This window comes from Vibrio aestuarianus (assembly GCF_012395185.1).
Lineage (GTDB): Bacteria > Pseudomonadota > Gammaproteobacteria > Enterobacterales > Vibrionaceae > Vibrio > Vibrio aestuarianus.
Map to the genome: position 1 here is coordinate 37,010 of NZ_JAAZTU010000019.1, position 26,518 is coordinate 63,527.

Annotated in this window: 23 protein-coding genes; 9 read left to right on the plus strand and 14 right to left on the minus strand. The window is 41.9% G+C overall.

What is annotated here, in order from left to right:
• The first annotated feature begins 462 nt into the window (after positions 1-462).
• The gene (cspE, locus tag HGG78_RS10670) at positions 463-675 is read left to right on the plus strand and encodes a transcription antiterminator/RNA stability regulator CspE (RefSeq protein ID WP_010317961.1); all 213 of its coding nucleotides are present in this window, start codon (positions 463-465) and stop codon (positions 673-675) included.
• A 536-nt stretch (positions 676-1,211) separates the two neighbouring features.
• Here cspE and HGG78_RS10675 read toward each other — a convergent pair.
• From HGG78_RS10675 to HGG78_RS10685, 3 genes are read right to left on the minus strand one after another with little or no spacing between them, the layout of a single operon-like run.
• Positions 1,212-1,685 carry a response regulator gene (locus HGG78_RS10675; protein WP_053312287.1) on the minus strand — a complete coding sequence of 158 codons (474 nt, stop codon included), beginning with the start codon at positions 1,683-1,685 and terminating at the stop codon, positions 1,212-1,214.
• Positions 1,672-3,009, minus strand: a complete 1,338-nt coding sequence (locus tag HGG78_RS10680; RefSeq protein WP_172532875.1) for an ATP-binding protein — start codon at positions 3,007-3,009, stop codon at positions 1,672-1,674. Before HGG78_RS10680 ends, HGG78_RS10675 begins: the two co-directional genes overlap by 14 nt.
• Positions 3,010-3,016: 7 nt before the next feature.
• A complete protein-coding gene (locus tag HGG78_RS10685; protein ID WP_053312289.1) occupies positions 3,017-4,438 on the minus strand; it encodes an SLC13 family permease in 1,422 nt (473 codons plus the stop codon).
• 412 nt (positions 4,439-4,850) lie between these two features.
• Here HGG78_RS10685 and HGG78_RS10690 point away from each other — a divergent pair, with 412 nt between their 5' ends.
• From HGG78_RS10690 to HGG78_RS10700, 3 genes are all read left to right on the plus strand, one after another.
• Positions 4,851-6,482, plus strand: a complete 1,632-nt coding sequence (locus HGG78_RS10690; protein WP_172532876.1) for a methyl-accepting chemotaxis protein — start codon at positions 4,851-4,853, stop codon at positions 6,480-6,482.
• A 67-nt stretch (positions 6,483-6,549) separates the two neighbouring features.
• Positions 6,550-7,773 carry an alanine racemase gene (alr, locus tag HGG78_RS10695; RefSeq protein WP_172532877.1) on the plus strand — a complete coding sequence of 408 codons (1,224 nt, stop codon included), beginning with the start codon at positions 6,550-6,552 and terminating at the stop codon, positions 7,771-7,773.
• 145 nt (positions 7,774-7,918) lie between these two features.
• On the plus strand, positions 7,919-8,770 hold the full coding sequence (locus tag HGG78_RS10700; RefSeq protein WP_172532878.1) for an EamA family transporter: 852 nt from the start codon (positions 7,919-7,921) through the stop codon (positions 8,768-8,770).
• A 47-nt stretch (positions 8,771-8,817) separates the two neighbouring features.
• On the opposite strand, the gene HGG78_RS10705 is transcribed toward HGG78_RS10700, so the two are convergent.
• From HGG78_RS10705 to HGG78_RS10740, 8 genes are all read right to left on the minus strand, one after another.
• On the minus strand, positions 8,818-9,291 hold the full coding sequence (locus HGG78_RS10705) for a DUF2947 domain-containing protein (RefSeq protein WP_053312291.1): 474 nt from the start codon (positions 9,289-9,291) through the stop codon (positions 8,818-8,820).
• Positions 9,292-9,300: 9 nt separating this feature from the next.
• The gene (locus tag HGG78_RS10710; RefSeq protein WP_172532879.1) at positions 9,301-9,891 is read right to left on the minus strand and encodes an HD domain-containing protein; all 591 of its coding nucleotides are present in this window, start codon (positions 9,889-9,891) and stop codon (positions 9,301-9,303) included.
• Positions 9,891-10,469 (minus strand): ribosomal protein S5-alanine N-acetyltransferase, encoded by a 579-nt coding sequence (gene rimJ / locus HGG78_RS10715; RefSeq protein WP_172532880.1) that lies wholly within the window; start codon positions 10,467-10,469, stop codon positions 9,891-9,893. Before rimJ ends, HGG78_RS10710 begins: the two co-directional genes overlap by 1 nt.
• Positions 10,469-12,013: a transcriptional regulator TyrR gene (tyrR, locus tag HGG78_RS10720; protein ID WP_053312294.1), complete on the minus strand. Its 1,545-nt coding sequence runs from the start codon at positions 12,011-12,013 to the stop codon at positions 10,469-10,471. Before tyrR ends, rimJ begins: the two co-directional genes overlap by 1 nt.
• 122 nt (positions 12,014-12,135) lie before the next feature.
• Entirely contained in the window at positions 12,136-13,161 is a 1,026-nt protein-coding gene (locus HGG78_RS10725; protein ID WP_172532881.1) for a YcjF family protein, read from the minus strand.
• Entirely contained in the window at positions 13,158-14,537 is a 1,380-nt protein-coding gene (locus tag HGG78_RS10730) for a YcjX family GTP-binding protein (protein WP_172532882.1), read from the minus strand. The genes HGG78_RS10725 and HGG78_RS10730 overlap by 4 nt, the downstream gene beginning before the upstream one ends.
• A 191-nt stretch (positions 14,538-14,728) precedes the next feature.
• A complete protein-coding gene (locus HGG78_RS10735) occupies positions 14,729-14,914 on the minus strand; it encodes a hypothetical protein (protein ID WP_168522055.1) in 186 nt (61 codons plus the stop codon).
• Between the two features lie 101 nt (positions 14,915-15,015).
• On the minus strand, positions 15,016-16,536 hold the full coding sequence (locus tag HGG78_RS10740) for a fumarate hydratase (protein ID WP_053312298.1): 1,521 nt from the start codon (positions 16,534-16,536) through the stop codon (positions 15,016-15,018).
• A 175-nt stretch (positions 16,537-16,711) separates the two neighbouring features.
• Here HGG78_RS10740 and pabB point away from each other — a divergent pair, with 175 nt between their 5' ends.
• Positions 16,712-18,094, plus strand: coding sequence for an aminodeoxychorismate synthase component 1 (pabB, locus tag HGG78_RS10745; protein WP_172532883.1), 1,383 nt, complete (start codon positions 16,712-16,714; stop codon positions 18,092-18,094).
• A 14-nt stretch (positions 18,095-18,108) separates the two neighbouring features.
• On the opposite strand, the gene HGG78_RS10750 is transcribed toward pabB, so the two are convergent.
• Positions 18,109-19,809, minus strand: coding sequence for an ATP-binding protein (locus tag HGG78_RS10750; protein ID WP_172532884.1), 1,701 nt, complete (start codon positions 19,807-19,809; stop codon positions 18,109-18,111).
• 7 nt (positions 19,810-19,816) lie between these two features.
• On the minus strand, positions 19,817-20,356 hold the full coding sequence (locus tag HGG78_RS10755) for a heme NO-binding domain-containing protein (RefSeq protein ID WP_053312301.1): 540 nt from the start codon (positions 20,354-20,356) through the stop codon (positions 19,817-19,819).
• A gap of 171 nt (positions 20,357-20,527) precedes the next feature.
• Here HGG78_RS10755 and HGG78_RS10760 point away from each other — a divergent pair, with 171 nt between their 5' ends.
• The 3 genes from HGG78_RS10760 to HGG78_RS10770 all read left to right on the plus strand — a co-directional run bounded on the left by HGG78_RS10760 (position 20,528) and on the right by HGG78_RS10770 (position 24,152).
• On the plus strand, positions 20,528-21,133 hold the full coding sequence (locus HGG78_RS10760) for a CoA pyrophosphatase (RefSeq protein ID WP_171375430.1): 606 nt from the start codon (positions 20,528-20,530) through the stop codon (positions 21,131-21,133).
• 287 nt (positions 21,134-21,420) lie between these two features.
• Positions 21,421-22,674, plus strand: a complete 1,254-nt coding sequence (locus tag HGG78_RS10765; protein ID WP_053312303.1) for an aromatic amino acid transport family protein — start codon at positions 21,421-21,423, stop codon at positions 22,672-22,674.
• A 116-nt stretch (positions 22,675-22,790) separates the two neighbouring features.
• Complete coding sequence (locus HGG78_RS10770; protein WP_053312304.1) at positions 22,791-24,152, plus strand: L-serine ammonia-lyase; 1,362 nt, start codon at positions 22,791-22,793, stop codon at positions 24,150-24,152.
• A 66-nt stretch (positions 24,153-24,218) separates the two neighbouring features.
• Here the strand turns inward: HGG78_RS10770 and queD are convergent, their stop codons facing one another.
• Positions 24,219-24,578 (minus strand): 6-carboxytetrahydropterin synthase QueD, encoded by a 360-nt coding sequence (gene queD, locus HGG78_RS10775; RefSeq protein WP_053312305.1) that lies wholly within the window; start codon positions 24,576-24,578, stop codon positions 24,219-24,221.
• 293 nt (positions 24,579-24,871) lie between these two features.
• Here queD and HGG78_RS10780 point away from each other — a divergent pair, with 293 nt between their 5' ends.
• Positions 24,872-26,503, plus strand: a complete 1,632-nt coding sequence (locus tag HGG78_RS10780; protein WP_172532885.1) for a methyl-accepting chemotaxis protein — start codon at positions 24,872-24,874, stop codon at positions 26,501-26,503.
• Positions 26,504-26,518: the final 15 nt, after the last annotated feature.

Consider the following 26,518-nt stretch of genomic DNA (forward strand, 5'->3'; position numbering starts at 1 on the left):
TATGCCTACCCAGTGCCCCATAAAGAACGTACCCCTAAAGAAGTATCTTAGTTTGACAATAGACAACACAGTGCTATATCAGGAGTGACACTGCGCACACTTTGAGCGGTTTAGGAAAAACGGAAGAAGAAAAAGTAAGTGGGCTCTTAAAGTTAGCTGTTCATTGCAGCAAGCACATACAACGTGAGAAATAGATCACGCTGTCGTTCAGCTCAGAGAACAAACGAACTGTATGAAACTGATTTGTTTTTTTATTTATAAAAAATATTAAATAAATGCTTTACTTTTAGCTTGCACCATGTGAAACTGCATCCGCTCTGTTGAACAGGGTTATTAATGTAACAAGTAAGCCAAAGTTCCCTTTCAGATTCAATTCTAAGTGTCCTCTAGTTTCATAGTCTCATTATAATAATTCGTCTCAAAGCAACACCTGTATTTTAAATTTTTTATAAGGGACATAACATGTCTAACACAACTACTGGCACAGTAAAATGGTTCAACGAAACTAAAGGTTTTGGTTTTATTTCTCAAAGCAATGGCGGTCCAGATGTATTCGTACACTTCCGTGCAATCGCTTCTGAAGGTTTCAAAACTTTAGCTGAAGGCCAAAAAGTATCTTTTGTTGTAGAACAAGGTGCTAAAGGTCCTCAAGCTGCTAACGTTCGTGCTGAATAATTTCGCATAAGCGTATGAGCGTTGGTGACTAGCCAACGCTCTTATAAAACCCGCAAATTAGATTACATTTTCCAAACTTCTCTATCAAACTTCCGCTTAGTTTCTCTCTGTTTTACTCGTTCGAACACTCAGCCATTTTTGAAACAATCGTTTTGACAATTATCATCTAAACAATAATTTTTTATATCTGAAGGATATTTATTATTTCTCGTACAACTGGAAGAAAGCGTTTCTGGTTTGCTAAATCTAAAGCAACACCAAAATTACGCCAACAATATGAACATTAACTTTAACATTCAAAATCACACCTGGAATGCATCAATACACCAACTTAATAGCGATATTTTAACAAGACATATATTAAGCCAAGAAAAATGTATTTTAGATACTCTTCATCTCTATTTTTTATATGATGAAGCGACTCAGCAAGGTGACGTTTTAAATTCTGATAAAGAACACATCGGTTATTTTAACCTGACAAATTAACACCCAAAAACTTTAATTGCCGCCATTAAAGTTATTTGGGCATTATTTTTCTATCTTAACCTTTCAAAAACAATATTTTGGTCAAGCTCACTCTGATATTCGGTATAATCTAAACCTTGATCAAAAATAAACTCCGTAACTAAAGTACGAACAGCTTGAACAAGCTCTTTAGCATTCCAAGGTTTTTCGAAATAGCGCTGTATTCCTGCTGTATTAATCGCATTAATAGTATCCGTGTGGGTTGCCTGCCCTGTTAGTAATACTTTTTTAGTTTTAGCAAATCTTGAATCTGCAGCAATTTCTGTCAGCAGTTCTACGCCGGTTTTACCCGGCATCACATGGTCAGAGATCAATACAGCGATATACTCTCCTTGTGCATCAAACTCATCCATAAGGTCCAGCACTTCATGTGCTGACTCGCAGTCCTCAATATTTAACCAGACTGCCAACGGCTGAAGATCTTGCAAAATAGCGCTAAGCACTTCCCTTTGATCGTCGACACAAATAATATTAAGCTTCTCCATAATCGCCCTCAATTGGTAACTTGATTCTAAATATTGTTCGCTCGCTATCACTTTTCAGCGCTACGTTTCCACCATAACCGGAAACAATACGTTTTACTATTGATAGCCCGAGTCCTAAGCCAAACGACAACCCACCTTTTTTTGTTGTAAAGCTAGGTTGAAATATTTTACGTCTGGTTGTTTCATCTATTTCTGGCCCATTGTTTGCAATCGTTATTAATATACGTTGCTTACTTAACCTAGTCTGTATTTCTATTTCTGGCTTATCTGTTTCAAGCATTGCATCACAAGCGTTTTTTATAAGGTTCACCCAAATCTGTACTAATTCGGTTTGTGAACCTTTAAATATAGGAAGAGATGCAGGTCTGATACGCACACTAACCCGACGCAAATCACTTTGTAATAAAGCGAGAGCTCTGTTAATGGTATCGTTAATATCGAACTCTTCTTGTTGGGTTATTTCTGTCCGCCCCAATTGTTTAACAGACTTAACGATTCCGACTGTATGTTTAGAGGCTAAACGTAAATCATGTAAGTCTCTCCCCATTTGCCAATAACGAATAGCGAGATGGGGATTCTTTAGCCAGTGTGCCGACAAATAATCATCAGCAACAGCTTTTGCTAAATCACGAGCAATGGCTTTGGGCAAAGCATATTTTTTTTCAAACAGAGACCCTCTTTTTCTTGCTTCGCTAGACGATACTTTTTGGCCATATAGCAAACCAAAATCAAAAAACTGGCTGGCTTCAGGATGTACTTCTTCAAGTAACTCCATGAACAAGATTTCCAAGCGTTCAGACTTACTACTTACTACACCAATGGCATTATTAAGTTCATGGGCAATACCCGCGGCTAACTGCCCTAAAGTTGTCATTTGTTCAGCTGAATGAAGTCTTTCTAACGCTCTTTCTTTAGCTAGAGACTCCTGTGTTGCACGACGCTGTCTGCGTGAAAGCTCATTAACAATAACAGGCGTAAATTGCGCGGTAAGAGGACCAAATTCTTTTTCATCTAGCACGGTTGTTGAGCGATCAATCCACGCAAGTTCGACGTCGGTTTCGGCCATCACAGTTGACGATGCTGTCCACGTCCCAGAAAAAAAACTGTGTACACCAATAAAAGCTCCCACACTTGCGGTAAACACTTTGGTTTTTCTCTCATCCTTTTCTGAGTAGTGGCCTGAAAGTTCACCAGACCATACATAGTAAAGTCGATCGTTATAACCTTCTTGTTCAATCACAACGCTGCCCGCAGGAAGCTTGACCATTCGCTGCGGGTGGTGAAAGTAGCGCTCAATTAATGCCGTAAATTTCTGATCCGCCATAACAGGTTTATCCAATATGACCAACGGTATGTAAAATCCACACCATCAAGAAACTAAGCAATACACCAACGATGCCAAGAATAACGCCGACTTTGGCCATTTGGTTGCTTTGTACATGGCCGGTTGCATGAGCTAGTGCATTAGGAGGGGTGCTAATGGGAAGTGACATTCCCAATGAAGCGGCGAATGTAACAACAAGAATCAAGGTGATCTCTCCACCAAGTGGTGTCAGTGATGCCATAGAAGCCCCTAATGCTGCCATAATCGGCATCAACAAGTTTGCTGTTGCAGTATGAGACATAAAGTTGGCCATAGTCAGACACAAGAATGCCGCACCAAATAAAACAACGTAAGGTGAAAACTGATCAAATGGTATGCTGTTAACCATCAGTTGCGCTAAACCCGTTTTATCAAGCGCCAAGCCTAAAGCGATACCACCGGAAACTAACCACAAAACATCCCAGGAAATCCGTTTTAAATCTTCTTTATTGATAATACCTGTTAGCGAAAAGATAGCGACAGGTATCAAGGCTACAGTATAAGAATTCATGCCATGGGTTGAACCCATAAGCCAAAGTACAATGGTTAAGGCAAAGGTGATGTAAACCATAATCGCTTTCGGCGTTTTTAGAAACTTTCCTTTAATCGTTAATTCGATATGTTGCTGCTCAGCCTTGAACATTGATCCAATTAGAAACCACGCTAATGCCATCATAATAATGACAAACGGCACACCAAATGCCATCCACTCACCAAACGTGATTAAATTTTCGCCAACAAGATATTTAAGCGCAATAGCGTTAGGCGGTGTACCTATCGGGGTTCCGATCCCACCTATATTAGCCGCGACAGGAATACATAAAGCAAAAGCAATTCGACCCGGATCTTTGGGACCAAATACAGCTATCACCGGTGTTAGTATCGATAACATCATAGCGGTGGTCGCGGTATTGGACATAAACATCGAAAAAATTCCGGTGATCAGCATCAGACCTAACATCACATACTTAGGATTATGACCAAAGGGTTTAAGCAACACGCGGGCAAGGTTTACATCCAAGCGATATTTTGTTGCTGCCATAGCCAGAAAAAAGCCGCCTAAAAACAGCATGATGATAGGGCTGGCAAAGGTCGCCATTATTTCATTGTATTTCAACAAACCTCCGAAATGGGGCTGCCCTTCCTCTAGACGGAAAAACCATATGCCTTTATCAGATAGCATCAGCAACTCTAACACGATCACCACAACAGAAGTGGCATAAATAGGAATAGGTTCAAATACCCAACAAAGTGCGGCAAGTAAAAATATAGCAATCACTCGTTGCTGAATGATCGTCAACCCATCAAATGGAAACGCCGATACCGGCAGCATTAAAATGACCAATGGAATAAGGATTGGGAGAATAAATTTTAAGTAAGGACGTACCATATAAAACTCTTCCTGAGTATTGATTTATATACGAAAATTGTAGCGAGGCCCAATTTCGAACTGCGTCCCATTATGTGGTATTCGAACAATGCAAAGTTTGGCTTTAGATCAATGAATAAAGATTACGCGCGAAACAATTGTGAATAATGTGTGCTAGGTTGCAAATTACACATTCATCCTCAGCACAGGTTTACAATCAATTACTGAGTATTTAGCCACAATAAATTAACAACAAATTAATAATAATTATTTTTAACATCGAAAACATCTACTAATCTAATAGCATAAACGTCGTTTATTTATTAATGGCATGATATCATGCGCGACTTTCAGGATTTAGATCACATTGTCGTTAAATGGATGTTGCTCGCTTTGGCGGTTTTAGGCAATACGAATCAAAGGTAACTCATTCATGTTCTTACGAAATTTTTCCATTGGCAAAAAAATTGCGCTGGCTTTTAGCATCATCGCTATTATCAACTTAGGTTTCGGATTATTCCTTATCAACGAACTAGGAAAAGTTAAGAATGAATTACTTAACTATACAGACGATACCCTTCCTGCGCTGCAGAATGTTGATAGCATCAAAGACAAAATGTCTTATTGGCGTCGTACCCAATTTTCCGTTTTACTTCTAAAAGACCCAGCAGAAGTAAGACAAACTCTTAATCGCAATGAACAGGTTCGTAAAGAGATCGAATCGAGTTTAGAAGCGTATGGCAAAACCGTTTGGCCGGGTGAAGAAGAACAAGCCTTTAGACGCTTGATGTCTGGTTGGAATGATTACACGTCGACGATGGAAAAATTCAATACCGCAATGATGGCAGCAGATAGTGATACGGCATATCCACTATTAGCCAACTCGTTGACTCGTTTTCAAGGTATTGAATCAGATATGGACTCTGTCATCGCTATTTTACAAAAAGCGATGGATAAAAACCGCGATACTATTTTAGCGTCCGTAACGAATTTAAACACCACCGCTATCATCAGTAATATTGCGATTTTTGCGTTTATGTTTTTAATGACTCTGATTTTGACTCGTCTAATTTGTGGTCCTCTGAAAATTGTTGTAGACCAAGCTAATGCTATCGCAGAAGGTAACTTAGCTAATCAGATAGATCGCGATGCTATTGGAAACGACGAGTTGGGTGATCTTGCCGACGCTTCCGAAAAAATGCAGAACAACCTACGTCAATTAATTGAAGAAATTATCGCAGCAGTAACTCAATTGAGCAGTGCCGTCGAAGAAATGACTCAAATATCGGATTTATCAGCGAAAGGCATGAAAGAACAGCAGTATCAAGTTACACAAGTTGCTACCGCGATGACACAAATGAAAGCTGCTGTTGGTGATGTTGCGCGTAATACTGAAGATTCAGCATCACAAGCCATGGATGCAAACGCTAAAGCTCAAGAAGGTGCTCAAGATAATGCAGATATGGTTCAATCTATTCAGCAAGTAGCTACAATTATTACTCAAACGGGCGAAACAGTGTCAGATCTTGAGAAGCAGTCTACACAAATTAATGTCGTGCTTGATGTAATCCGCAATATTGCAGAACAAACCAACTTATTAGCTCTCAATGCTGCCATTGAAGCGGCTCGAGCAGGAGAATCCGGCCGAGGGTTTGCGGTAGTTGCTGATGAAGTTCGCACCCTTGCAGGTAGAACTCAAGCTTCTACAGGAGAAATTACGACCATCATCGAGAAATTACAATCGATGGCCAAACAAGCCAAAGAAGCAACGGAGAACTCTCGCGCCAGTATCGAGACTTGTGTGACTCAAGGTAGCCATTCGCAACAGTTAATGCTCTCCATCGAAAAATCGATTGCCCAGATTGCTGATATGGGAACCCAAATCGCAAGTGCGTGCAGTGAACAGGATTCTGTTGCCGACGAATTGAGTCGAAATATTGAAAATATCCACGTGGCTTCGCAAGAAGTGGCGGAAGGTTCTGAGCAAACCGCACAAGCGTGTAAGGAACTCAGCCAACTATCTGTGACACTTCAAGATGCAATGGGGCGTTTCAAGCTTCACTAATTACAACCTTACCAATACAGAAAGCCCCAGGTTGGGGCTTTCTAGTTTCTATATAATGGGAGATTCAATGAACTTAAAAGCTTCTTTTCTCACACTTTCTGTTGCTATGGCTTTACCTTCTTTTACTGCTTCATCTGCACCTTTAAGCCTAAGTTCACAACAGCCATCGGTTCAAGACATTCAGCAGTCCAACTCTTGGCTTGAAATCGATCTCGGCCAGTTTAAACAAAATATTGAACAATTTAAAAGCCACATCAATACGGGTACTAAAATATGCGCCGTAATGAAGGCTGATGCTTATGGGAATGGTATACGAGGTTTAATGCCAACCATTCTTGCTCAAGAAATTCCATGTATTGCGATTACAAGTAATGGAGAAGCAAGAGCTGTCCGAGAAAGTGGTTTTAAAGGCCAGTTGCTCCGAGTTCGTTCTGCTAGCCTAGATGAAATCGCACAGAGCATAGAATTAGATATTGAAGAGCTTATCGGTAGCCAAGTTCAAGCTGCGCAACTGGCTCAGTTGAGTCAACAGAAAGGTAAAATTCTGAAAGTACATTTGGCATTAAATGATGGTGGCATGGGACGTAATGGCATAGATATGTCAACCGAAGCCGGAAAACAAGAAGCCGTCGAAATCGCCACCCAAGACGGTATTAAAATTGTTGGGATAATGACCCACTTTCCAAACTACAATGCTGACGAAATACGTAGCAAATTAGCCAGCTTTAATACCCATTCAGCTTGGTTAATTGAGCAAGCTAAGCTCAAACGTAGTGAACTGATTTTACACGTTGCTAATTCATACACCGCTCTAAATGTTCCTGAAGCCCAACTCGATATGGTTCGTCCTGGCGGTGTGTTTTATGGTGATCTGCCTACTAATCCTGAATATCCATCAATTATTTCATTTAAAACGCGCATTGCCTCACTTCATCATTTACCACAAGGCAGCACTGTAGGATACGACAGTACTTACCGAGTGACGAGAGATAGTGTCTTAGCTAATTTACCCGTAGGTTACTCTGATGGTTATCCACGAAAAATGGGGAATCGCAGTGATGTATTGGTTAACGGACAGCGAGCTCCAGTTATTGGGGTAACCTCGATGAACACCACGTTAGTTGATGTTACGAATATAAAAGGGATACTACCAAATCAAGACGTCACTCTGTTTGGCAAGCAGAAGCAAGAGCGAATTACCGTTACTGAAATGGAAGAAAATGCCGAACTAATTTTCCCTGAACTGTATACCATTTGGGGAACGGCTAACCCACGTTTTTACGTAAAATAATATTAAGTTCACCGTGAGACTCTAAGCTCTCACGGTGACTGTATAACAAAATAACTTCCTCCAATTTTCTCTATTACCGAATATATAAACCAACATATTTTTCGGGCATAATCGCCGCATTCCCATACTGAGTTGAGCGCACATCTTGCCAATCAAATCTCCTATACTACTCGCCATACTGTCATTATTTTTAGCGATGACGACGATTCAGTCTGGTGCATCTCTCGCAAAACAACTTTTTCCGATAGTAGGCCCTGGTGGCACTATAGCATTGAGGGTTGGTTTATCTGCTTTGATATTAGTGTTAATTTTTCGTCCGTGGCGCTTAACGCTTTCTCTTACCCAATGGCGATCGATGTTTATTTATGGGGCCAGCTTAGGTGGAATGCAACTGATGTTCTATTTCGCAATTGAGCGCATTCCTTTAGGCATTGGTGTTGCACTTGAGTTTTCAGGACCACTGCTAATTGCACTACTCTCGTCAAAACGGAAACGCGATTTTATTTGGGTCACATTGGCTATTTTAGGGATCATCTTCTTATTACCGGACTTAACCGGTGTTGATGCTCTTGACCCGATTGGTGTTATGTTAGCGCTTGCAGCCGGAGGTTGCTGGGCTTTGTATATTTGGTTCGGGCAACGAGCAGGCAGTGTCGGCTCGGGTGGTGCAACGGTTGCAATAGGCATGAGTATTGCTGCCTTATTTGCTTTTCCCATTGGCGTGTCATTAGCCGAGGCCTCTATTTGGAACTGGTCGATATTACCCATGGCATTGTTAGTCGCCATACTATCCAGTGCCTTACCCTATTGTCTTGAAATGGTTGCCTTGAATCGGCTGACTACTCAGCACTTTAGTGTCATGATGAGTTTAGAGCCTGCAATCGCCGCTCTGGCTGGTTTGTTGATTTTGCATGAACAGCTCAATGTGAATCAATGGCTAGCAATAACCATGATCATTACCGCTTCAATGGGGAGCACCTTGTCAACCAAGAAATAGCTCACAATGCCTATCACCAAAAAAGCAGCCGAGGCTGCTTTTTTTTATCATTTTCTATTACCGAGTTTAACTTGGCCGTTTGAATTAAACCACAATGCTTGTGAACGTCGTCGACCTAGTAAGATAGGGCCATCGTCGTAGAATAAAAAATTCTTCCAATGTTTCTTAAATGTGACCCACTTGGTTTCAATCACATTGTATTTTTCATAACAAAAGTACACTGTTACATCATCTTGCCAATCAATATGGTCTAAAATGAGCTGCGGCATACTTTCATCATCACTTTCCCATTCACTCATCCAACTGGTATTGTTTGTCCAGCTATCTTTTTTACAAGGCCAATCTTGAGAACTGAGTCGCTCAGAATCAGGGCTTTGTGCGCTAATATTTTCAATCCAAAATTGGGCAGATCTAGCCTGAGACATTGGCTTTATTTGAGCCAAATCTTGCTCTGAAACTGGCATTGAGTTGTGTGTGAAAATCCATTTTCTTTGGTATTGGTCCAAAGGCAAATAAGACATTGAATTTCCTTAAGGTTTTAACCAACCATTTAAGGTTGCTTGTTCTATCATTTGCTGTGCATGTTGCCACAGCGCATGTGAACCGTCATCAATACGACAATTCACGGTTAATGCTTGTTGACGTGTTACGCCATGTTCAAGCCAACTTTGGCCTTGATTATGAAAATTAAGCAACATGGGGATAATGCGATCTAACGCTTTGGCAAATAGAGCTTCTGCCGATTGTGCGGCTTCAAACTCTAACCAAACAGCAAGTAGTTCATCACCTTGTTCCTTGGGTAACAAAGCAAATAATCGCTGCGCGGCTTTTAACTCATTTTCTTCTTGCTCTGCCGAGGCCACCACATCATAAACAAAGGTATCGCCTGCATCAATTTCAACAATATCGTGCAGCAATAACATTTTAATGACTTTTGCTATATCAACGGGTTGGTTTGAATGTTCTTCCATCAAAACAGCCATTAGAGCAACATGCCAGCTGTGTTCAGCGCTATTTTCTAATCGACCATCAGCACATCTTACTCGAGTACGTCTTAAAACCGATTTTAATCGATCTAGCTCCATCACAAGCTCAAGCTGTTGCCCTAAGCGTGGATCCATTAATCTGCTCTCCAATCTGGATTAATCAAAGCGGTGAGATTATGGTCTTCCCATTTGCCATTTATCAGCAAATAGTTTTTTGCATAACCTTCTTTTTGGAAGCCCATTTTCATTAAAACCGCTTCACTGCGTTTATTAGATGGCATATACCCAGCCATGATTCGATGCATATTCTGTACGTTAAACATATAGTCACATGCCATACGCAGTGAACGCCCCATAATACCTTTACCTTGAGCATGTTCAGCCAGTGAATACCCTAAATTGCAAGCGTGAAATGGGAAACGCGACATGTTACTAAACGAAATGGTTCCAAGCATCTCGTTATTGACTTTATCGATAATCAGCAAGTAATAGCCAAGTTGCATTTTGTGCAGCTCATGCAGTTTGATCAGCTTTTGACGCCAACCATTCACGTCAAAGAATGCCGCTTCCCTTTTCGGCTCCCAAGGACGAAGATGTGCTCTGTTCGCATTAAAATAACTGACAATCATATCAGCATCGCCGGGTTGAGCAGTTCTTAGCACAATGTCCTCGTCCACTTCATAGACTTGTGCAACCGTACTATGAGAGTGCATTAATTTTTCCGAATTCCGTAATCACGTAACTTATTGGCAATCGACGTATGAGAGACATTCAAGCGTTTTGCCAATTTTCGGCTTGAGGGAAACGACTGATACAAACGCTCTAAAATCTGCGCTTCATATTCTTTCATGATGTCATCTAGTGAACCGTCGATATTGATATTAGTACTACTTGCCGTCACCGTTTCGAGCTGTGGAAGATGGAAAAGATCAATACTAAGGACATTGTCAGGCATTTCCGTTAAAGCGCGTAATACCATGTTGTCTAATTGGCGCATATTGCCAGGCCATTGATAAAGCGCTAACTGGTCTACAAGATCTTCAGCCAGTTCCGGCTTCTTCATTCCCATCTTATTGATATGCTTAGCCATGAACAGTTCAAGCAGTGGTTGGACATCATTTGAACGTTCTCGTAACGCAGGAATTCGTAGCGTTAACACATTAAGACGGTAGAACAAATCTTCGCGAAACGCACCAGATTCAGCTAAGTCAGCCAATTTATAGCGTGTAGAAGCAATAACGCGCACATCAACATGCACTTCATGTTCTTCCCCTACGCGGCGAAAAGTGCCATCTTGTAAAAAACGCAGTAGTTTAATCTGTAAATGGGGACTCATTTCACCAATTTCGTCAAGGAAAACGGTACCGCCATTTGCTTGTTCAAATATCCCTTTATGGCCCTGCTGATGGTTAAATGAGCCAGGTGCATGACCAAACAATTCTGTTTCAGCCACATCATCAGGCATTGAAGCACAGCTTAATACCAGAAATGGGAATGCCGCACGATGGGAACGGTTATGGCACGCTTTCGCCAACATTTCTTTACCAGTGCCAGTCTCACCTTCAATTAATAAAGGCTGTTCGAGCATTGATAGTTTTTTCGCTTGGCTAATAAGTGCTTTGTGACGGTTTGAAATACCCACAAAATGTTCAAAGCCTAGATTGTTATGCAATGGCAAGTGATCATCCGTAATAGTCGAGGCACTTTTGGAGCGGATCATCATCATGGTACTGGCTAAAGTGGACTCTTTGGAATCACCCGTAATGTAGACGGGCATCATTTCCATCATGTAATCCAGACCATCCAAAACAATGTCTTCACGCTGACGAACTTTATTGCCTTCTATCCATCGAGAAAAATTGAATGCAGGAAGCAGTGCTGATATGGGGTGGCCAATCACTTCCTTTTCTGCCTTATTGAATAGAGATAATGCAGAGTAGTTTGCCATATCGACAAACCCTTTTAGATCAATGGCAAAAACAGCATCAGGAACGTTATTAAGTAGCGACAGTAATTCAGTATTATGACGTTCCATCGGCATGAACTGAATTTTACGGACATCCTTCACGCCAGAAATTCGGCGAATTTCCGCCATCAATTCACTGAATGTATCAAAATCGATATCAGGGCAGTTGAGGTAAATAATGCCACTCACATCAATTTCTATTCCACGTAAATCGATATTTCTTGAGGCGAGAATATCGAGCAGTTCTCGGGTTAAACCGAGTCTATCTTCACAAAAGACTTCAAGACGCACTTAAAAATCCTAATAGAAAGTGTCAGGAAAAGTTGACAGTAGTTTCTATCAAGCCTTGTAAGGCGTCAAGTCATCTAATGTTTTGCTGTTCACATTCACGCAGTTTTATTGATAAGTGCTGACTATTTCACCACTAAAGTCGCTACCTTAGCCACAATCTGCTTGCGAATGGCGCTCAGTTTTACTTTTCTATCTTGATGCCACGGCATTGGTCTTAGTAAGCTCATCGCTTTTAGCCCCAAACGTGCAGTCAGTATACCAACTCCAAGCCCTTGTCCCGCTCTCGCTGAAACTTTACCAGCCAAATCCATCGACATTAAATCCATGCTGGCATCAATAGCCAATTCACTCGCACCTGCCGCGGCCATATTGATCAATACAACTTTAAATAACTTAAGACGCGACCAATAACCTAATTCAACACCATACAATGCGGCCAGTTGATCAATCATCTTAAAATTACGCCATGCGACAAGCAGCATGTCGGCCACAGCCAATGGGCTAATTGCCACCAATGCTGCCGCTTCCGTTGAATATTGAGAAACGATTCGAGTCGCCTTTTTATCTTGCTCTGCCAACACCATCGCGTCATACATATCGAGTACTTCGGCATCACTGTGTGATGCGTTGACACTATTAATCCAACGATCATAAGCGGGGCTTTCTGTTTTAATCCCCCCCTGCTTAGCGATTGCTTGGCAAAATGCCTTACCATGACCGACGCTATCTGACAAAATAAGCAGCTCACTCTGCTCTTGCACACTAAAGTGATGACGTAACGAGCGTAATTTCCAAAGTTCTTTGGCTATAGAACCGATACCTATCGATGCCAAGGCAGTAATAAAACCAGACCAACCTAAAGCTAACCAATCTGCCGATTGAACGGCAGTAATCACCGAATCAATCGCTTGCCATGCGACTAATCCAGAAAAACTGACTAACAAACCGCTAGCCAACCACTTTCGTCCTTTACTTGGCCTGATGACTTGTTCTAGCTGAGCTTCAGCCTCTTCTTGTTGCTCTTTAATTTCAACAGGAACAAAAGCCTCGCTGCTCGTAAATTGCTGCTGCGCTGTTAGCTCTTCAGACGCCAATGGCTCGGTACTAAGCGGCTGTTCGAATACTTGCTTGGTTTTAAAATCACTCATTTCAGCTTATCTCCAATCAGATATTCCAATGCTTTATCCAAACGAATATGAGGACACGGATCATCGCTACTAAAAGTCTTAGGTCTAAAATGAGTAAATTCGAATCCTTGTTGTTGCCAATACTCTTTACTCGGTAGCTTTTTCGGCACATCACCAGGGAATACGGTAAGCGGTTCACCATTTAAAGTAACCCCTTGCAGTGCGGGCATATTTGTATCACCGCTATTGATAAAACCAGTTTGAGTTGCTTGCACCGATGCCATGCTGATACAGCTCATTTCAATATTTTCGAATGCGGCACTTTGCCAAGCAGGATGAACCATTTGCTGTAACAGTGACACTAAATGTGGGTGCTGCTCTGGTGTTACGTGGTCTGATTTGGTTGCAGCAAACAGAACTTTGTCTATTTTTGGAGCGAAAAGTCGCTTAAGCAGCCCATTTCTTCCATAGCGAAAGCTATTCATTATCTGCTCTAACGCGCTGCGCATATCTAGAAACGACTCGTAACCTTCATTCAATGGAGTCAAACAATCAACGAGTACGATTTGTCGATCAAAGGTTGAAAAATGGTGTTTATAAAACGCATTCACTACCTTAGTTTGATACTCCTCATAGCGTGTTTTCAGCATTGAATAATAGCTATGCTTGTCTACCTTTCTTTCACCGTAGGGATTTTCACACGGAAAAAACTGCAGCACAGGCGCCCCTTCAAGTTCGCCCGGTAAAACAAAACGCCCCGGTTGCACCCAATGTAGTCCCGCATTTTTGCACTCATGCAAATAATCAGTGTAAAGCTTCGCTATCATCGCGAGCTTTTGTTCGTTCGACTCATGAGTGAGATCGAGCCCAGACAAAGCGTCTAACCAAGGTTGTGCTAAGGAAGAACGCACCTCTTTTAATGCTGAAAACTGCTTTTCAGACCATTGTTCAAAAGTCATTTCAAGCAGTGGTAAATCAAGCAACCACTCACCAGGATAATCGATAATATCGAGATAAAGCGTAGAAGTATGACCTAATAATTTTTTGCTGCGTTTTTGAGGCTTGTATTTGATTGCAAGGCGAATTTCACTCACATCACGCGTTGGCGTAGGCCATTGAGGTGGATCACTATGCAGTTGCTGCATTGCTTCATCATAAGCAAAGCGAGGAACCATCATATTCGTTTGCGGGACACGCTTTGCGCCGACAATACGCCGGTCGCGAGCCGCAGACAAAAGCGGCAAATTCGCATGAGTTGAGGTATGCAATAACTGATTAACCAACGAGGTAATGAAAGCCGTTTTCCCTGCTCGTGATAACCCCGTAACGGCAATTCTGACATGAGAATCTAGCCCACGATTGATTAAGTCTGACACTTCTCGACGAATTCGCTTCATTCACCCACTCCAATTTATTCACTGGCGCTATTGTGCATTCATCTATCTTAATACGAGATGAACAAAAAAGCCTCCGAATAAAATCAGAGGCTTAACCAGAGTTGTTGCTACATAAAGACAATACCTATCTTTGGGCTTATATCTTGTTCAAGATATAACCTCGAAAGGCCCACTCTTGGAAAGCGTAGAACTCAGTCTTCTTCAATCAGTTTGTAGATCACAAACAAAGCAATTTCTAAAATAAACCATAGTACGCAAGTTATCGTTACGTACTTCTCATTAAAAATGCTGATGCCGTGTAAAATCAGGTCGTAACCAATAAAGGCACCGACGACAACGGCTATCGCAATTTGTAAAATCTGAATAAATCGAGGCATCGTGCCCTCCCGACGTTTCTAATAATTAGCGGATTTTCATTAAGTTGAAGACAATAGCTGCAGCCGAAGCTGCAGTTATATCTGATCATTATTCGCTTAGACTAAGCTTTGCTTTCCGCTTCGGCAATCTTCACTTTCCATGTGTCAGGGCCGATTTGGTGAGCATTTGCCCCGCGCGAATCGACAGCAACCGTGACCGGCATGTCCTCAACATCGAACTCATAAATCGCTTCCATGCCCAAATCTTCAAACGCCACAACGCGTGCTTTCTTAATGGCTTTCGCGACTAAGTATGCAGCGCCGCCAACGGCCATGAGATAAACCGCTTTATGATTTTTGATTGACTCAACGGTAGCAGGACCACGCTCTGCTTTACCAATCATGCCCATAATGCCTGTTTCATCAAGCATCATGTCGGTGAATTTATCCATCCGTGTCGATGTTGTTGGGCCTGCAGGGCCAACGACTTCGCTACCAACCGCATCAACTGGCCCTACGTAGTAAATGAATTTACCTTTGAGGTCGACACCTTTTGGCAAACCTTCACCATTTTGCAGCATGGTTTGAATGCGCTTATGCGCTGCATCACGACCGGTTAAGATTTTGCCGGACAACAGTAATGTTTCACCTGTTTTCCAATCTTGAACATCTTCTTTAGTAACGCTATCAAGATTAACACGACGGGCACTGGCTCCAGCATCCCAAGTGATCTGTGGCCAATCTTCTAGCTTCGGTGGTGTAAGCTCAGCAGGGCCGGAGCCATCTAACGTGAAATGAACATGGCGCGTAGCCGCACAGTTCGGGATCATGCACACCGGTTTTGAAGCGGCATGCGTTGGCGCCGTTTTAATTTTGACGTCTACCACAGTGGTTAGACCGCCAAGGCCTTGCGCACCAATCCCCAATTTGTTGACGCGATTAAAGATATCAAGACGTAACTCTTCTTCAGCATTTTGTGGACCCCGATCAATCAATTCTTGAATGTCGATGTGTTCCATCAATGACTCTTTGGCTAATACAGCGGCTTTTTCTGCGGTTCCGCCAATGCCAATCCCAAGCATACCCGGAGGACACCAGCCGGCACCCATCAGCGGTAAGGTTTTCTCTACCCACTCAGCAATGTCATCTGACGGGTTGAGCATGACCATTTTGGTTTTATTTTCGCTACCGCCACCTTTGGCTGCGATTTGGATATCTACTTTATCACCAGGCACCATATTGATATGAACAACCGCTGGTGTATTGTCTTTTGTATTAATACGTTTACCAGCAGGGTCCATCAAAACAGAAGCACGCAATGGATTATCCGGGTTCGTATAAGCCTGACGCACACCTTCGTCAACCATTTCTTGCACAGTAAGGTCTGAGTCCCACTGAACATTCATACCGATATTAACAAAACAGGTAACAATGCCAGTATCTTGGCAAATTGGACGATGCCCCTCAGCCGACATGCGAGAGTTAATCAGTATTTGCGCAATCGCATCTTTTGCGGCTTGGCTTTCTTCTCGGTGGTAAGCTTTTTCTAGGGCTTGAACAAAATCTAGGGGGTGGTAGTAAGAGATATATTGAAGTGCATCAGCGACACTGCTGATCACGTCCTGCTTGCGAATTACCGTCATTGCATGCCTCGTTATTGTTATGCTTCCTTTGACTGTTGCCTGATCCTCAGTCAATAAGCAGTAAGCCTAGTGGCGCAATTCGACTTATTGAGGTGATTCAATCAAGTAGCAGCTTTTAATTCGCTTTTTATGATACTCTTGCTTTCCTCAACACGCCATGTAGTGATCGGTCTCTTTGTCACAAATTACACAAATGAATAACAACGAAATAAATAAGATTAATGTCAAATCACTGACTTACCATGTCGATCTCGCTCATCAATTGTTTTCTAAGATCGAACAACTCCCATGGGCAATGCTATTACGCTCCGGTTCAACATCTCACATCGATAGCCGCTTTGATATTCTAGTAGCGCAACCGATTGTGACGCTGACAACTCATGGTCATCGCACTACGATATGTGAGCCAGAATACCAGTATCATTCGCAACTTGACCCCTTTAAGCTAATCAGTCAATTGCAGAATCAGTACTTACCCGATATTGAAATTACTGAAGACTTGCCCTTTGTTGGTGGTGCATTAGGCTATTTTGCTTATGACTTGGGCAGACGAGTTGAACAACTTCCGACCATTGCAGAACATGATTTATCGGCACCGGATATGGCGGTTGGACTGTATCAATGGGCAGTCATTGTTGATCATCAAAAGCAAAGTGCTTGCGTTGTTGGTGTTGATGTTGAAAACGCTTGGCATTGGTTAAACCACCAATCTTCACTAAATACCGACCATTTTGAGCTAACCTCACCATGGTGCTCAAATATGAACAAGCAACAATACCAAGGTAAGTTTGAGCAAATTCAACGCTATTTATTAGATGGCGACTGCTATCAAATTAATCTCGCGCAACGTTTTCAAGCAACTTACCAAGGCAATGAATGGCATGCTTACCAAAAGCTGGAGGCGGTTAATTCAGCACCTTTTTCGGCATTCATCCGTCTTGCCGAATGTGCCATTATTAGTGTTTCCCCAGAACGATTTATGCAAGTCAAACAAGGCGTCATCGAGACCAAGCCAATTAAAGGCACACGTCCCCGCAATCATGACCCTAAAATAGATGCAGAAAATGCCAGCGAACTGGCTTGTGCAGAGAAAGATCAGGCAGAGAATCTGATGATCGTTGACTTGCTGCGCAATGATGTCGGGCGAGTCGCAAAGCCTGGAAGTGTGCATGTGCCAAAATTATTTGATATAGAGAGCTTTCCTGCGGTTCATCATTTAGTTAGCACCATTAGAGCGGAGCTCGCGAGCCAATATTCAGCGGCTGATTTATTAAGAGCCAGCTTCCCCGGTGGTTCTATTACTGGCGCACCTAAAGTGCGCGCAATGGAGATTATTGAAGAGTTAGAGCCTCATCGCCGTAGCGCCTATTGCGGCAGTATTGGTTATATCAGTCGCCATGGGCAAATGGATACAAGCATCACTATTCGTACTCTCGTGGCAGAAAATAACCAACTATATGTCTGGGCTGGCGGTGGCATTGTTGCTGATAGCCAATGGGAAGCGGAATATCAAGAAACATTGGATAAACTCAGTCGCATCTTACCCATCCTTACTTAAAGTTTGCTCGTCCATTAGCACAGCCATTTGATCAGCATTCGTTCAAGATCGTTGGCTGTGTATGGTTTAGTCAGAATATCGTCCATTCCGCATTGTAAACAACGCTCGCGCTCTTCTAACGTCGTTCCTGCCGTCAATGCAATAATCGGTATAGAATATCCCTTTTCCCGTAACAATTGAGTAGCTTCAAATCCATCCATTTCTGGCATTCGACAATCCATAAAAATCAGGTCATAGGTATTACGCTGTGCCGCGTCTATAGCCTCAACCCCATTGGTAGTAATATCAGGTTGAATGTTCAGCATTTTTAACATTTGATTGATGATGATTTGATTCATTCGGATATCATCCACCACTAAAATAGATCGAGAACTTAGCGGTATTGCATGCTCACTCGCTTGCGTCACAGACTCAAGTAACATTTGGCCACTGCAGGTTTGCAAAGGTAATGTAATAAAAAACTGGGTTCCTTCACCTTGTTCACTTTCAAACCAAAGTTCCCCTTCCATCAGTTCAACCAAGCTTTTGCAAATAGCAAGTCCTAGCCCAGTACCTTCGAAATTACGTTTACTTGAACGATCTGCTTGCATAAAAGGATCAAATAAATTGGCATGAGCCGACTTTGGAATACCAACTCCCGTGTCACTGACTATGATATTTAATTGCTTATTAACCCATTTAAGCGTTAATCGTACCTCACCTTGGTGGGTAAACTTGATTGCATTACCAATTAAATTGACCAGAACCTGTTTAAGTCTTTCCACATCACCAACCCACCACTGTGGAAAATCACTTTGCTTTTCGATTACAAAAGAGAGTCGTTTTTCTTGCGCTTTAGGCATTAATATACCCACCAGCGCTTGCTCAAAAACATTCCAATGAAACTGCGTTGGGATCAGTTGCATCATACCAGCATTCATTTTACTAAAATCAAGTAAGTCATTGATAATGATCCGCAGCATATCGCCTGAATGCTTTAAATTGGCTAAGTAATCACACTGCTCTCGGTTCAATGGTGTATCGGCTAATAACTCTGCACTACCTAGTAAACCATTAAGTGGGGTACGCAATTCATGGTTTATCATTGCTACAAATTCTTTGGTCGATTTTTCTGATTCTTCGGCACGCTTACGAGATTCTATATGGCGCGTCATGATCAGTTGCCGACTGATTGCACTGCACAGTAATTCACCCACTAACGCCATTTGGTTAATAATGAAGTCTCTTTCCACACTGTCGAATTTCACTTCGAAAATTAATCGACCGACATACTGTCGCTCAACAATAATTGGCACATAAAGATTATCTTGTTGCCAGCTAATGTCGTGCTGCTCAGAATCAATGGTTTTTAACTGATCGTTGCCAAGTTCAAGACAACTTAAAGTAGGTAAGATTGAATGTGAAAATTGCAAATAGGTCGATTCAATCACTGAGCTTTCACTAAGTCGCTTGATGAACATGGCTAGCAGCGTGTCATCCAACGTTCGACTTAAGAAGGCTCGCCCAAAATAAATCAAGGTTTCGTCGATCTGCTCCTCAAATTCAAATTTTCGCAAATCACGCAATGATTTAATCTCGAGTTGTTTAAGCGCCAAATCAAGCCGTTGGTTCAATTGATACAAGTCGTAACTTTTCTGCTCAAGCAGCTTTTCAGCTTCTTTGCGAGCAGCAATTTCTCTCAATAATTTACGTTCTAATGGGCCATCGGTGCTCATAATGCCATCAACTCAACATCACAGTAAAACGAACATGACTGCTATCAGCATTTTGCGATTGCATTTCGATTACAACGCTTTGATTAAAGTAATCTGCACACCCTTCAATTAGCCCTAAGCACACATGCGCCATACAACGAGCACTTTTATAGTCGAAAATCAGCTCTGTTTGGCTTTCATTCATAAATTCAAATTTAGGTGGTTTTGCTTCAGGATAGAGTTTTTTTACCTCAATATGGATATAATCTTCAACATGACGAATGAACTGAAAGCAAGTATCACATTGAAACAAGCTTGCATTCGATGGAAGTGAAGCATATAAATTTTTGAAAACATACTCGCCAAAGACGCGTTGTAACTCTTCTGCAGATACACCTGTCATTTTACTCAGCTCAATAATTAATTTGACTAACGCACGGTGATCATAGCTACCCACTGATGTATATATCCCCGAATCATCAGAACGTTCCAGCACTTCATCTAATACTTCGAGGCCAAATTTCGTTTCCACTAATTCCATAAATTCAGTAAAAATAATTCCTTTCATTGCGATATCCTTGGGTTAATCTAATTAAAGCATGAGCTATAAAATACGTAATTTCAAATAACAGATATTCTAAATTATCAACAGGCTAACTCTTTTATCCTATGATTAATTGTAGTGTTAATAACTATGCTTAGGTGCATGTCATCTACTATCGCTTGCAAGGGAGAAATTGTGTTCAAGCTAACTAAAATCGATTTCATTCAAAGCTTTCAACTTAATCGACCTGTGGGATACCATGCTGAATCACTACAAAGAGTGGCTCACCTCTCCTCATCATCTCTACGACGAGCATCAGTATTGGTTGGTTTTGTTGAGCGTGAAGCAGGGTTATATGTGGTGTTAACAAAACGCGCAGCTCATTTAAAACATCATCCTGGACAAATCAGTTTCCCAGGAGGCAAATATGAAGAATGGGATCACTCGTTATACCAAACCGCGATACGAGAAGCAGAAGAAGAAACGGGTATAAAAGCCAGTCAGATCGAAATTTTGGGGCATTTGCCAGAACTGGTTACCGTCAGCAAATTTTCTGTCACACCTGTCGTGGCGTTTATCCAACCAGATTATCAAGCCAAATTAGACGATAACGAGGTCGAAGAGTTGTTTGAAGTGCCAGCTAATTATTTATTCGATCGCACAAAATTATACAGTGGACTGTTTCAAGTGAAAAACCAAGCACACCGTGTGTTTGCCATCCCATACCAACAACATTTCATATGGGGTATGACCGCGCAAATTATCCAAGCGTTACAAACTCATATCATTTCACCCACTTAATCTCACTCATTAGTTTACCCAAACAATCACATTGTCTTTACCGATTAGCATACTAGTAATCTTCTAGCGTGAAAAATGTTAATCAAACATCATTTCCGATAACTTTTACCAATCCATTCCATTAACAATCCTCACATGTAGCACGCCATTTTCGTGATCAAAAATTGGTTTTTGATATATCATTCAATAAGCTCGAGCGTTACATGATTTAGATCTATTTTTCTTATGAGAAAATTATGCAAAATGCCCGCGACTTATTTCCTGTTCCCAAAAATGAGTAACACAAAATGAATAACACAACTACGGCAACTTCTGCCGCACAATCGTCTAGCAAGTGGACTTACAAAGATTTCACTTGGTGTCTTTCCCTCTTTGGTACAGCAGTTGGTGCTGGTGTACTCTTCCTTCCAATTAAAGCTGGTGCTGGTGGTTTTTGGCCATTAGTTATCTTAGCCCTAATTGCTGCACCAATGACTTGGTTTGCGCATAAAGGTCTAGCACGCTTCGTCCTTTCTGCAAAAAGTGTTGATGCAGATATCACAGATACAGTAGAAGAACATTTTGGTAAAACTGGCGCAAACCTTATCACTTTCGCTTACTTTTTCGCCATCTACCCTATTGTTCTTATCTATGGTGTGGGCATCACCAACACTGTGGATTCTTTCCTTGTAAACCAAGTCGGCATGGAATCGATTCCTCGTTGGCTGCTGTCTGGCGCACTGATTGCCGCTATGACTGCAGGCGTAGTATTTGGTAAAGAGTTGATGCTAAAAGCAACATCAGCCATGGTTTATCCATTGGTGTTGGTTTTATTAGCACTATCGTTCTACCTGATTCCAGAATGGAACACTTCAATGATCGAAGTCGCACCTGACTGGTCTGCAATGCCAACTATTGTTTGGTTAGCAATTCCAATCATCGTGTTTTCTTTCAACCACAGTCCAATTATCAGTCAGTTCTCTAAAGAACAACGTTTGCAATACGGTGACAATGCAGTGAAAAAAACTGACATGATCACTGGTGGTGCAGCAATGATGCTGATGGGCTTTGTGATGTTCTTCGTATTCTCAGTGGTTCTTTCTCTATCACCAGAGCAATTAGCTTTAGCAAAAGAACAAAACATATCTGTTCTTTCTTACTTAGCGAACATCCACGAGTCTCCAATGATTTCTTACATGGGTCCTCTCGTTGCTTTCGCGGCAATCACATCAAGCTACTTTGGTCACTTCCTAGGTGCTCATGAAGGTTTAGTTGGTCTGATTAAGTCTCGCTCTAATAGCTCTGTTAGCAAAATTGAAAAAATGTCACTGATTTTCATCGTGTTGACAACATGGGTTGTAGCTATTGTTAACCCAAGTATCCTTGGCATGATCGAAACCATGGGTGCACCAATGATCGCTGGTATCTTATTCCTATTGCCTATCTTTGCTATGCATAAAGTTCCAGCAATGGCTAAGTACAAGACTTCAGCACCAGTACAGATTTTCACAACTATCTGTGGTCTTGCTGCGATTAGTTCTGTAATCTACGGCGCTCTTTAATCTGGTGTATTGGCTTCGACTACTGAAGACAATGACTTTGATAACTGAATACAGAATATAACAATAATAAGAAGCCTCCCTCTCTGATAGGGGGGCTTACTTTTGAGGTAATCGATATGATTAGTGTATTTGATATCTATAAAATCGGTGTTGGTCCTTCAAGCTCACACACAGTGGGACCAATGAAAGCGGGTAAAGAATTTATTGATGATTTACGTTCAATGGGAAAATTGCGCGACATCACTAAAATCACCGTGGACGTTTATGGTTCATTATCACTGACAGGGAAAGGTCACCACACCGATATTGCTATCATCATGGGTCTTGCTGGTAATACCCCTGAGAAAGTCGATATAGATACAATTCCAAGCTTTATTGCTCGTGTTGAAGAAACAGAGCGCCTTCCTGTTGGCATGCACTGCCACACCGTATCATTTCCTAAAGATGGTGGAATGAATTTCCACAAAACTAACTTGTCTTTGCATGAAAATGGTATGCAGATCCACGCGTGGATTGATGACGAAGTGGCTTACTCGAAAACTTATTACTCGATCGGTGGTGGTTTCATCGTTGATGAAGAGAATTTTGGTAAAGAGAAAGAAAACCCAATCAAAGTTCCGTATGTGTTTACCAGTGCAGAAGAACTGATGAACCAATGTAAGGACAGTGGTCTTTCCATCAGCACTCTGGTCATGGCGAATGAAAAAGCATTGCACTCTGATGAAGAAGTTCGCACCTATTTTGCTAACATTTGGAAAACCATGCGCGAGTGTATGGATCGTGGTATGAATACCGAAGGAATTTTGCCTGGTCCTCTGCGCGTTCCTCGTCGTGCCGCTGCGCTTCGTCAACAATTAATGACGTCAGAAAAAACGACCAACGATCCAATGGCGGTTGTTGACTGGGTTAATATGTACGCCTTTGCAGTCAATGAAGAAAATGCAGCGGGTGGTCGTGTCGTAACAGCGCCAACCAATGGTGCTTGTGGCATTATCCCTGCCGTTTTAGCGTATTACGATAAATTCATTCAAACTGTTACCGAGAAAGATTACATCCGTTACTTCGCCGCTTCAGGCGCTATCGGTGGTCTATACAAGCGTAATGCTTCAATTTCTGGAGCGGAAGTGGGCTGTCAGGGTGAAGTGGGTGTGGCATGTTCTATGGCAGCAGCAGGTCTTGCTGAGCTGATGGGCGGTAGCCCTGAGCAAGTATGTATGGCAGCAGAAATTGCAATGGAACATAACCTTGGCCTAACCTGTGACCCTGTTGCAGGTCAAGTGCAAGTCCCTTGTATTGAACGTAATGGTATTGCTGCAGTTAAGTCTATTAACTCAACACGTATGGCGCTTCGTCGTTCTTCAGCCCCCCGTGTCTCACTTGATAAAGTTATCGAGACGATGCTGGAAACCGGTAAAGACATGAATGCTAAATACCGTGAAACCTCACAAGGTGGTTTGGCTATTAAAGTCGTGTGCTAGACACTCTATCTATGTAAAAAGAAACCCAAGCATTCTTGCTTGGGTTTCTTTTTTACCACTAAAACATTAGCCTTTATAGATACAACCAGCAGTACACGTTTCTTTAATCTCTACCTTACTTAATAGTGGGAGTGCAGGTTTCAATTGTTGCCAAATCCATTGTGCTAACACTTCGCTGGTTGGATTCTCGAGTCCTTCGATATCGTTCAAGTAATAGTGATCCAAACGATCATAAATAGGCTTAAATGCGGCTTTTATTTCCGCAAAGTCAACAACCCATCCTGTATGCGGGTTTACCTCCCCTTCTACATACAGACGAACTAAGAAAGAGTGCCCGTGCAAGCGACCACATTTATGTCCTTCAGGTACATGTGGTAAATGATGAGCTGCTTCAAACATAAACTCTTTATATAATTCTGTTTTCATCTTGATTCTCTGGCTTTAGAAAGACACGCAATACTAAGTAATAAGGCCTAATGACACAAGTTCACCTTAATATTAATCTCCAGCAATACAGTTAAACTGAACTTTAAAATGGTTATTTCATGTTAGCTGCCAGAAAAATGGCTTTAATGTCAAAAGCTTGATAAGACAAGTGCAATATCGCAGATACAAAACCATAATTTGTCTAAGGTCACACTCCCTAAACTACTACTTTTGCAGTAGTTGCAATTAACGCTATATTTACATTGCCTTTAACTTATAACTATAAAATTATCATGAACTCAACAATAACGTCTAAATTACTCTTAACCCTCATCTCTGTTTTTGCGGTTGTATTGGCCGTATCAACAACTTATCAATATACCCAACAACGGGATCTGCTCAATTCAGTGCTCAGTGAACAACTGCATGATAAAGCCAGCAACTATTTTGATAGCCTTAATATGATGATGATCACAGGGACTATGGCGCAAAAAGAAACCTTGCGCCAAAAAGCCTTAGCGCAAGACGGCATTGAACAAGTCCGAGTATTACGCGCGGACGCGGTAAGCAAACTCTACGGACCTGGACAAGAAAATCAAAAACCACTTGATGATATTGATAGACGTGCACTCAGCGGTGAAACCATTATAGAACCAATTAGCGCCGATTGGGGTAAAGGATTAGTCGTTGCGCTACCAATGAAGTCAAGCAGCGATTACCGGGGAACCAATTGTGTTGCCTGCCATATGGCTGAGGAGGGTACTGTGTTAGGTGCCATTCGTCTTGAATATAACTTAAGCCATGTCAACCAGATGATGAGCAAGCATACCGTTATCGCGGTTGGTATCATGGCCTCTATTGCTTTTGTTGGTTTTATCATTACCCTCGCCTTGATCCGAAAAATAATTGTACGGCCTATCCAAAAAACGTCACGATTCATGTGTAGCGTGAGTAAAAGTAAAGACTTGTCTCAACGTTTAAGCGACGATAGAACCGATGAACTCGGTCAACTTGCCCAATCAATTAATTCCCTGATGGATACCGTTTCCGACAGCTTAGTCAAAGTGCAAGACACCTCCCATTCACTCGCAGAGTCTGCAAATAAATTGACAGATGTAGCACAAGTCACCGACCAAGCAGCAGATAACCAACAACGTGAAACCTCTGATGTACAGATCAACATTGAGGAAATGCAATCTCAACAGCAACAAGTTGAACAAGCAACTATCGATGCATCAACATTAATTAAACACACTGCGAGTGTCGCGCAGCAAAGTGCTCAACAAGCTCATGTGGCAAGTGAAGACATCAAAGGTCTAGTCGGTGATATCGAATCTGTTAGGCACAAAATATCCGAACTAAACGGCCAAACCGGACAAGTTTCCTCAATTCTCGAAACCATTAAAGGCATCGCAGAACAAACCAATTTACTGGCTCTCAATGCAGCCATTGAAGCTGCTCGTGCTGGGGAGCAAGGGCGTGGGTTCGCGGTCGTTGCCGATGAAGTACGTCAACTCGCCTCTCGAACTGCAGAAGCGACAGGGAGTATCGAGCAAATTATCGCACAATTTAAACATAACAGTGACGCCTCCCTTTCATCGGTTGATTCTGTCTGCTCACAAGCGCATAAACGCTCAACCGAAGTCGAAGAACTCTCTTCCACTATGACAAATGTCGTTGCAGAGATGGAACAAGTACTGGTTCACGCCACTTCGATTCAAGAACAAACTCGAACAACCACACAAGTTAGCCAAGACGTACAAGGCAAAATTGAAATTATCACACGCCATGCCGACGATACCTCTCAATCGGCCACACAAACTCGCGAGATCAGTGTTGATTTAGAACAGCTTTCACAACGTTTAGAAACATTAATGAATCAATTTACCCTTTCAACGAAGAATTCTTCGTCTAATCGACAATAAAGGTTGATGCTAGCG

Bases quoted from the DNA above. Each gene is read 5' to 3' on its own strand.
- HGG78_RS10730 (WP_172532882.1), bottom strand. From the start codon at position 14,537: ATGAAGCGAATTCGTCGAGAAGTGTCAGACTTAATCAATCGTGGGCTA.
- HGG78_RS10765 (WP_053312303.1), top strand. From the start codon at position 21,421: ATGAATAACACAACTACGGCAACTTCTGCCGCACAATCGTCTAGCAAG.
- HGG78_RS10735 (WP_168522055.1), bottom strand. From the start codon at position 14,914: ATGCCTCGATTTATTCAGATTTTACAAATTGCGATAGCCGTTGTCGTC.
- rimJ (WP_172532880.1), bottom strand. From the start codon at position 10,469: ATGCACTCTCATAGTACGGTTGCACAAGTCTATGAAGTGGACGAGGAC.
- HGG78_RS10770 (WP_053312304.1), top strand. From the start codon at position 22,791: ATGATTAGTGTATTTGATATCTATAAAATCGGTGTTGGTCCTTCAAGC.
- HGG78_RS10750 (WP_172532884.1), bottom strand. From the start codon at position 19,809: ATGAGCACCGATGGCCCATTAGAACGTAAATTATTGAGAGAAATTGCT.
- HGG78_RS10705 (WP_053312291.1), bottom strand. From the start codon at position 9,291: ATGTCTTATTTGCCTTTGGACCAATACCAAAGAAAATGGATTTTCACA.
- HGG78_RS10675 (WP_053312287.1), bottom strand. From the start codon at position 1,685: ATGGAGAAGCTTAATATTATTTGTGTCGACGATCAAAGGGAAGTGCTT.
- HGG78_RS10685 (WP_053312289.1), bottom strand. From the start codon at position 4,438: ATGGTACGTCCTTACTTAAAATTTATTCTCCCAATCCTTATTCCATTG.
- alr (WP_172532877.1), top strand. From the start codon at position 6,550: ATGAACTTAAAAGCTTCTTTTCTCACACTTTCTGTTGCTATGGCTTTA.
- HGG78_RS10725 (WP_172532881.1), bottom strand. From the start codon at position 13,161: ATGAGTGATTTTAAAACCAAGCAAGTATTCGAACAGCCGCTTAGTACC.
- HGG78_RS10710 (WP_172532879.1), bottom strand. From the start codon at position 9,891: ATGGATCCACGCTTAGGGCAACAGCTTGAGCTTGTGATGGAGCTAGAT.
- HGG78_RS10740 (WP_053312298.1), bottom strand. From the start codon at position 16,536: ATGACGGTAATTCGCAAGCAGGACGTGATCAGCAGTGTCGCTGATGCA.
- queD (WP_053312305.1), bottom strand. From the start codon at position 24,578: ATGAAAACAGAATTATATAAAGAGTTTATGTTTGAAGCAGCTCATCAT.
- HGG78_RS10755 (WP_053312301.1), bottom strand. From the start codon at position 20,356: ATGAAAGGAATTATTTTTACTGAATTTATGGAATTAGTGGAAACGAAA.
- HGG78_RS10690 (WP_172532876.1), top strand. From the start codon at position 4,851: ATGTTCTTACGAAATTTTTCCATTGGCAAAAAAATTGCGCTGGCTTTT.
- cspE (WP_010317961.1), top strand. From the start codon at position 463: ATGTCTAACACAACTACTGGCACAGTAAAATGGTTCAACGAAACTAAA.
- HGG78_RS10680 (WP_172532875.1), bottom strand. From the start codon at position 3,009: ATGGCGGATCAGAAATTTACGGCATTAATTGAGCGCTACTTTCACCAC.
- HGG78_RS10780 (WP_172532885.1), top strand. From the start codon at position 24,872: ATGAACTCAACAATAACGTCTAAATTACTCTTAACCCTCATCTCTGTT.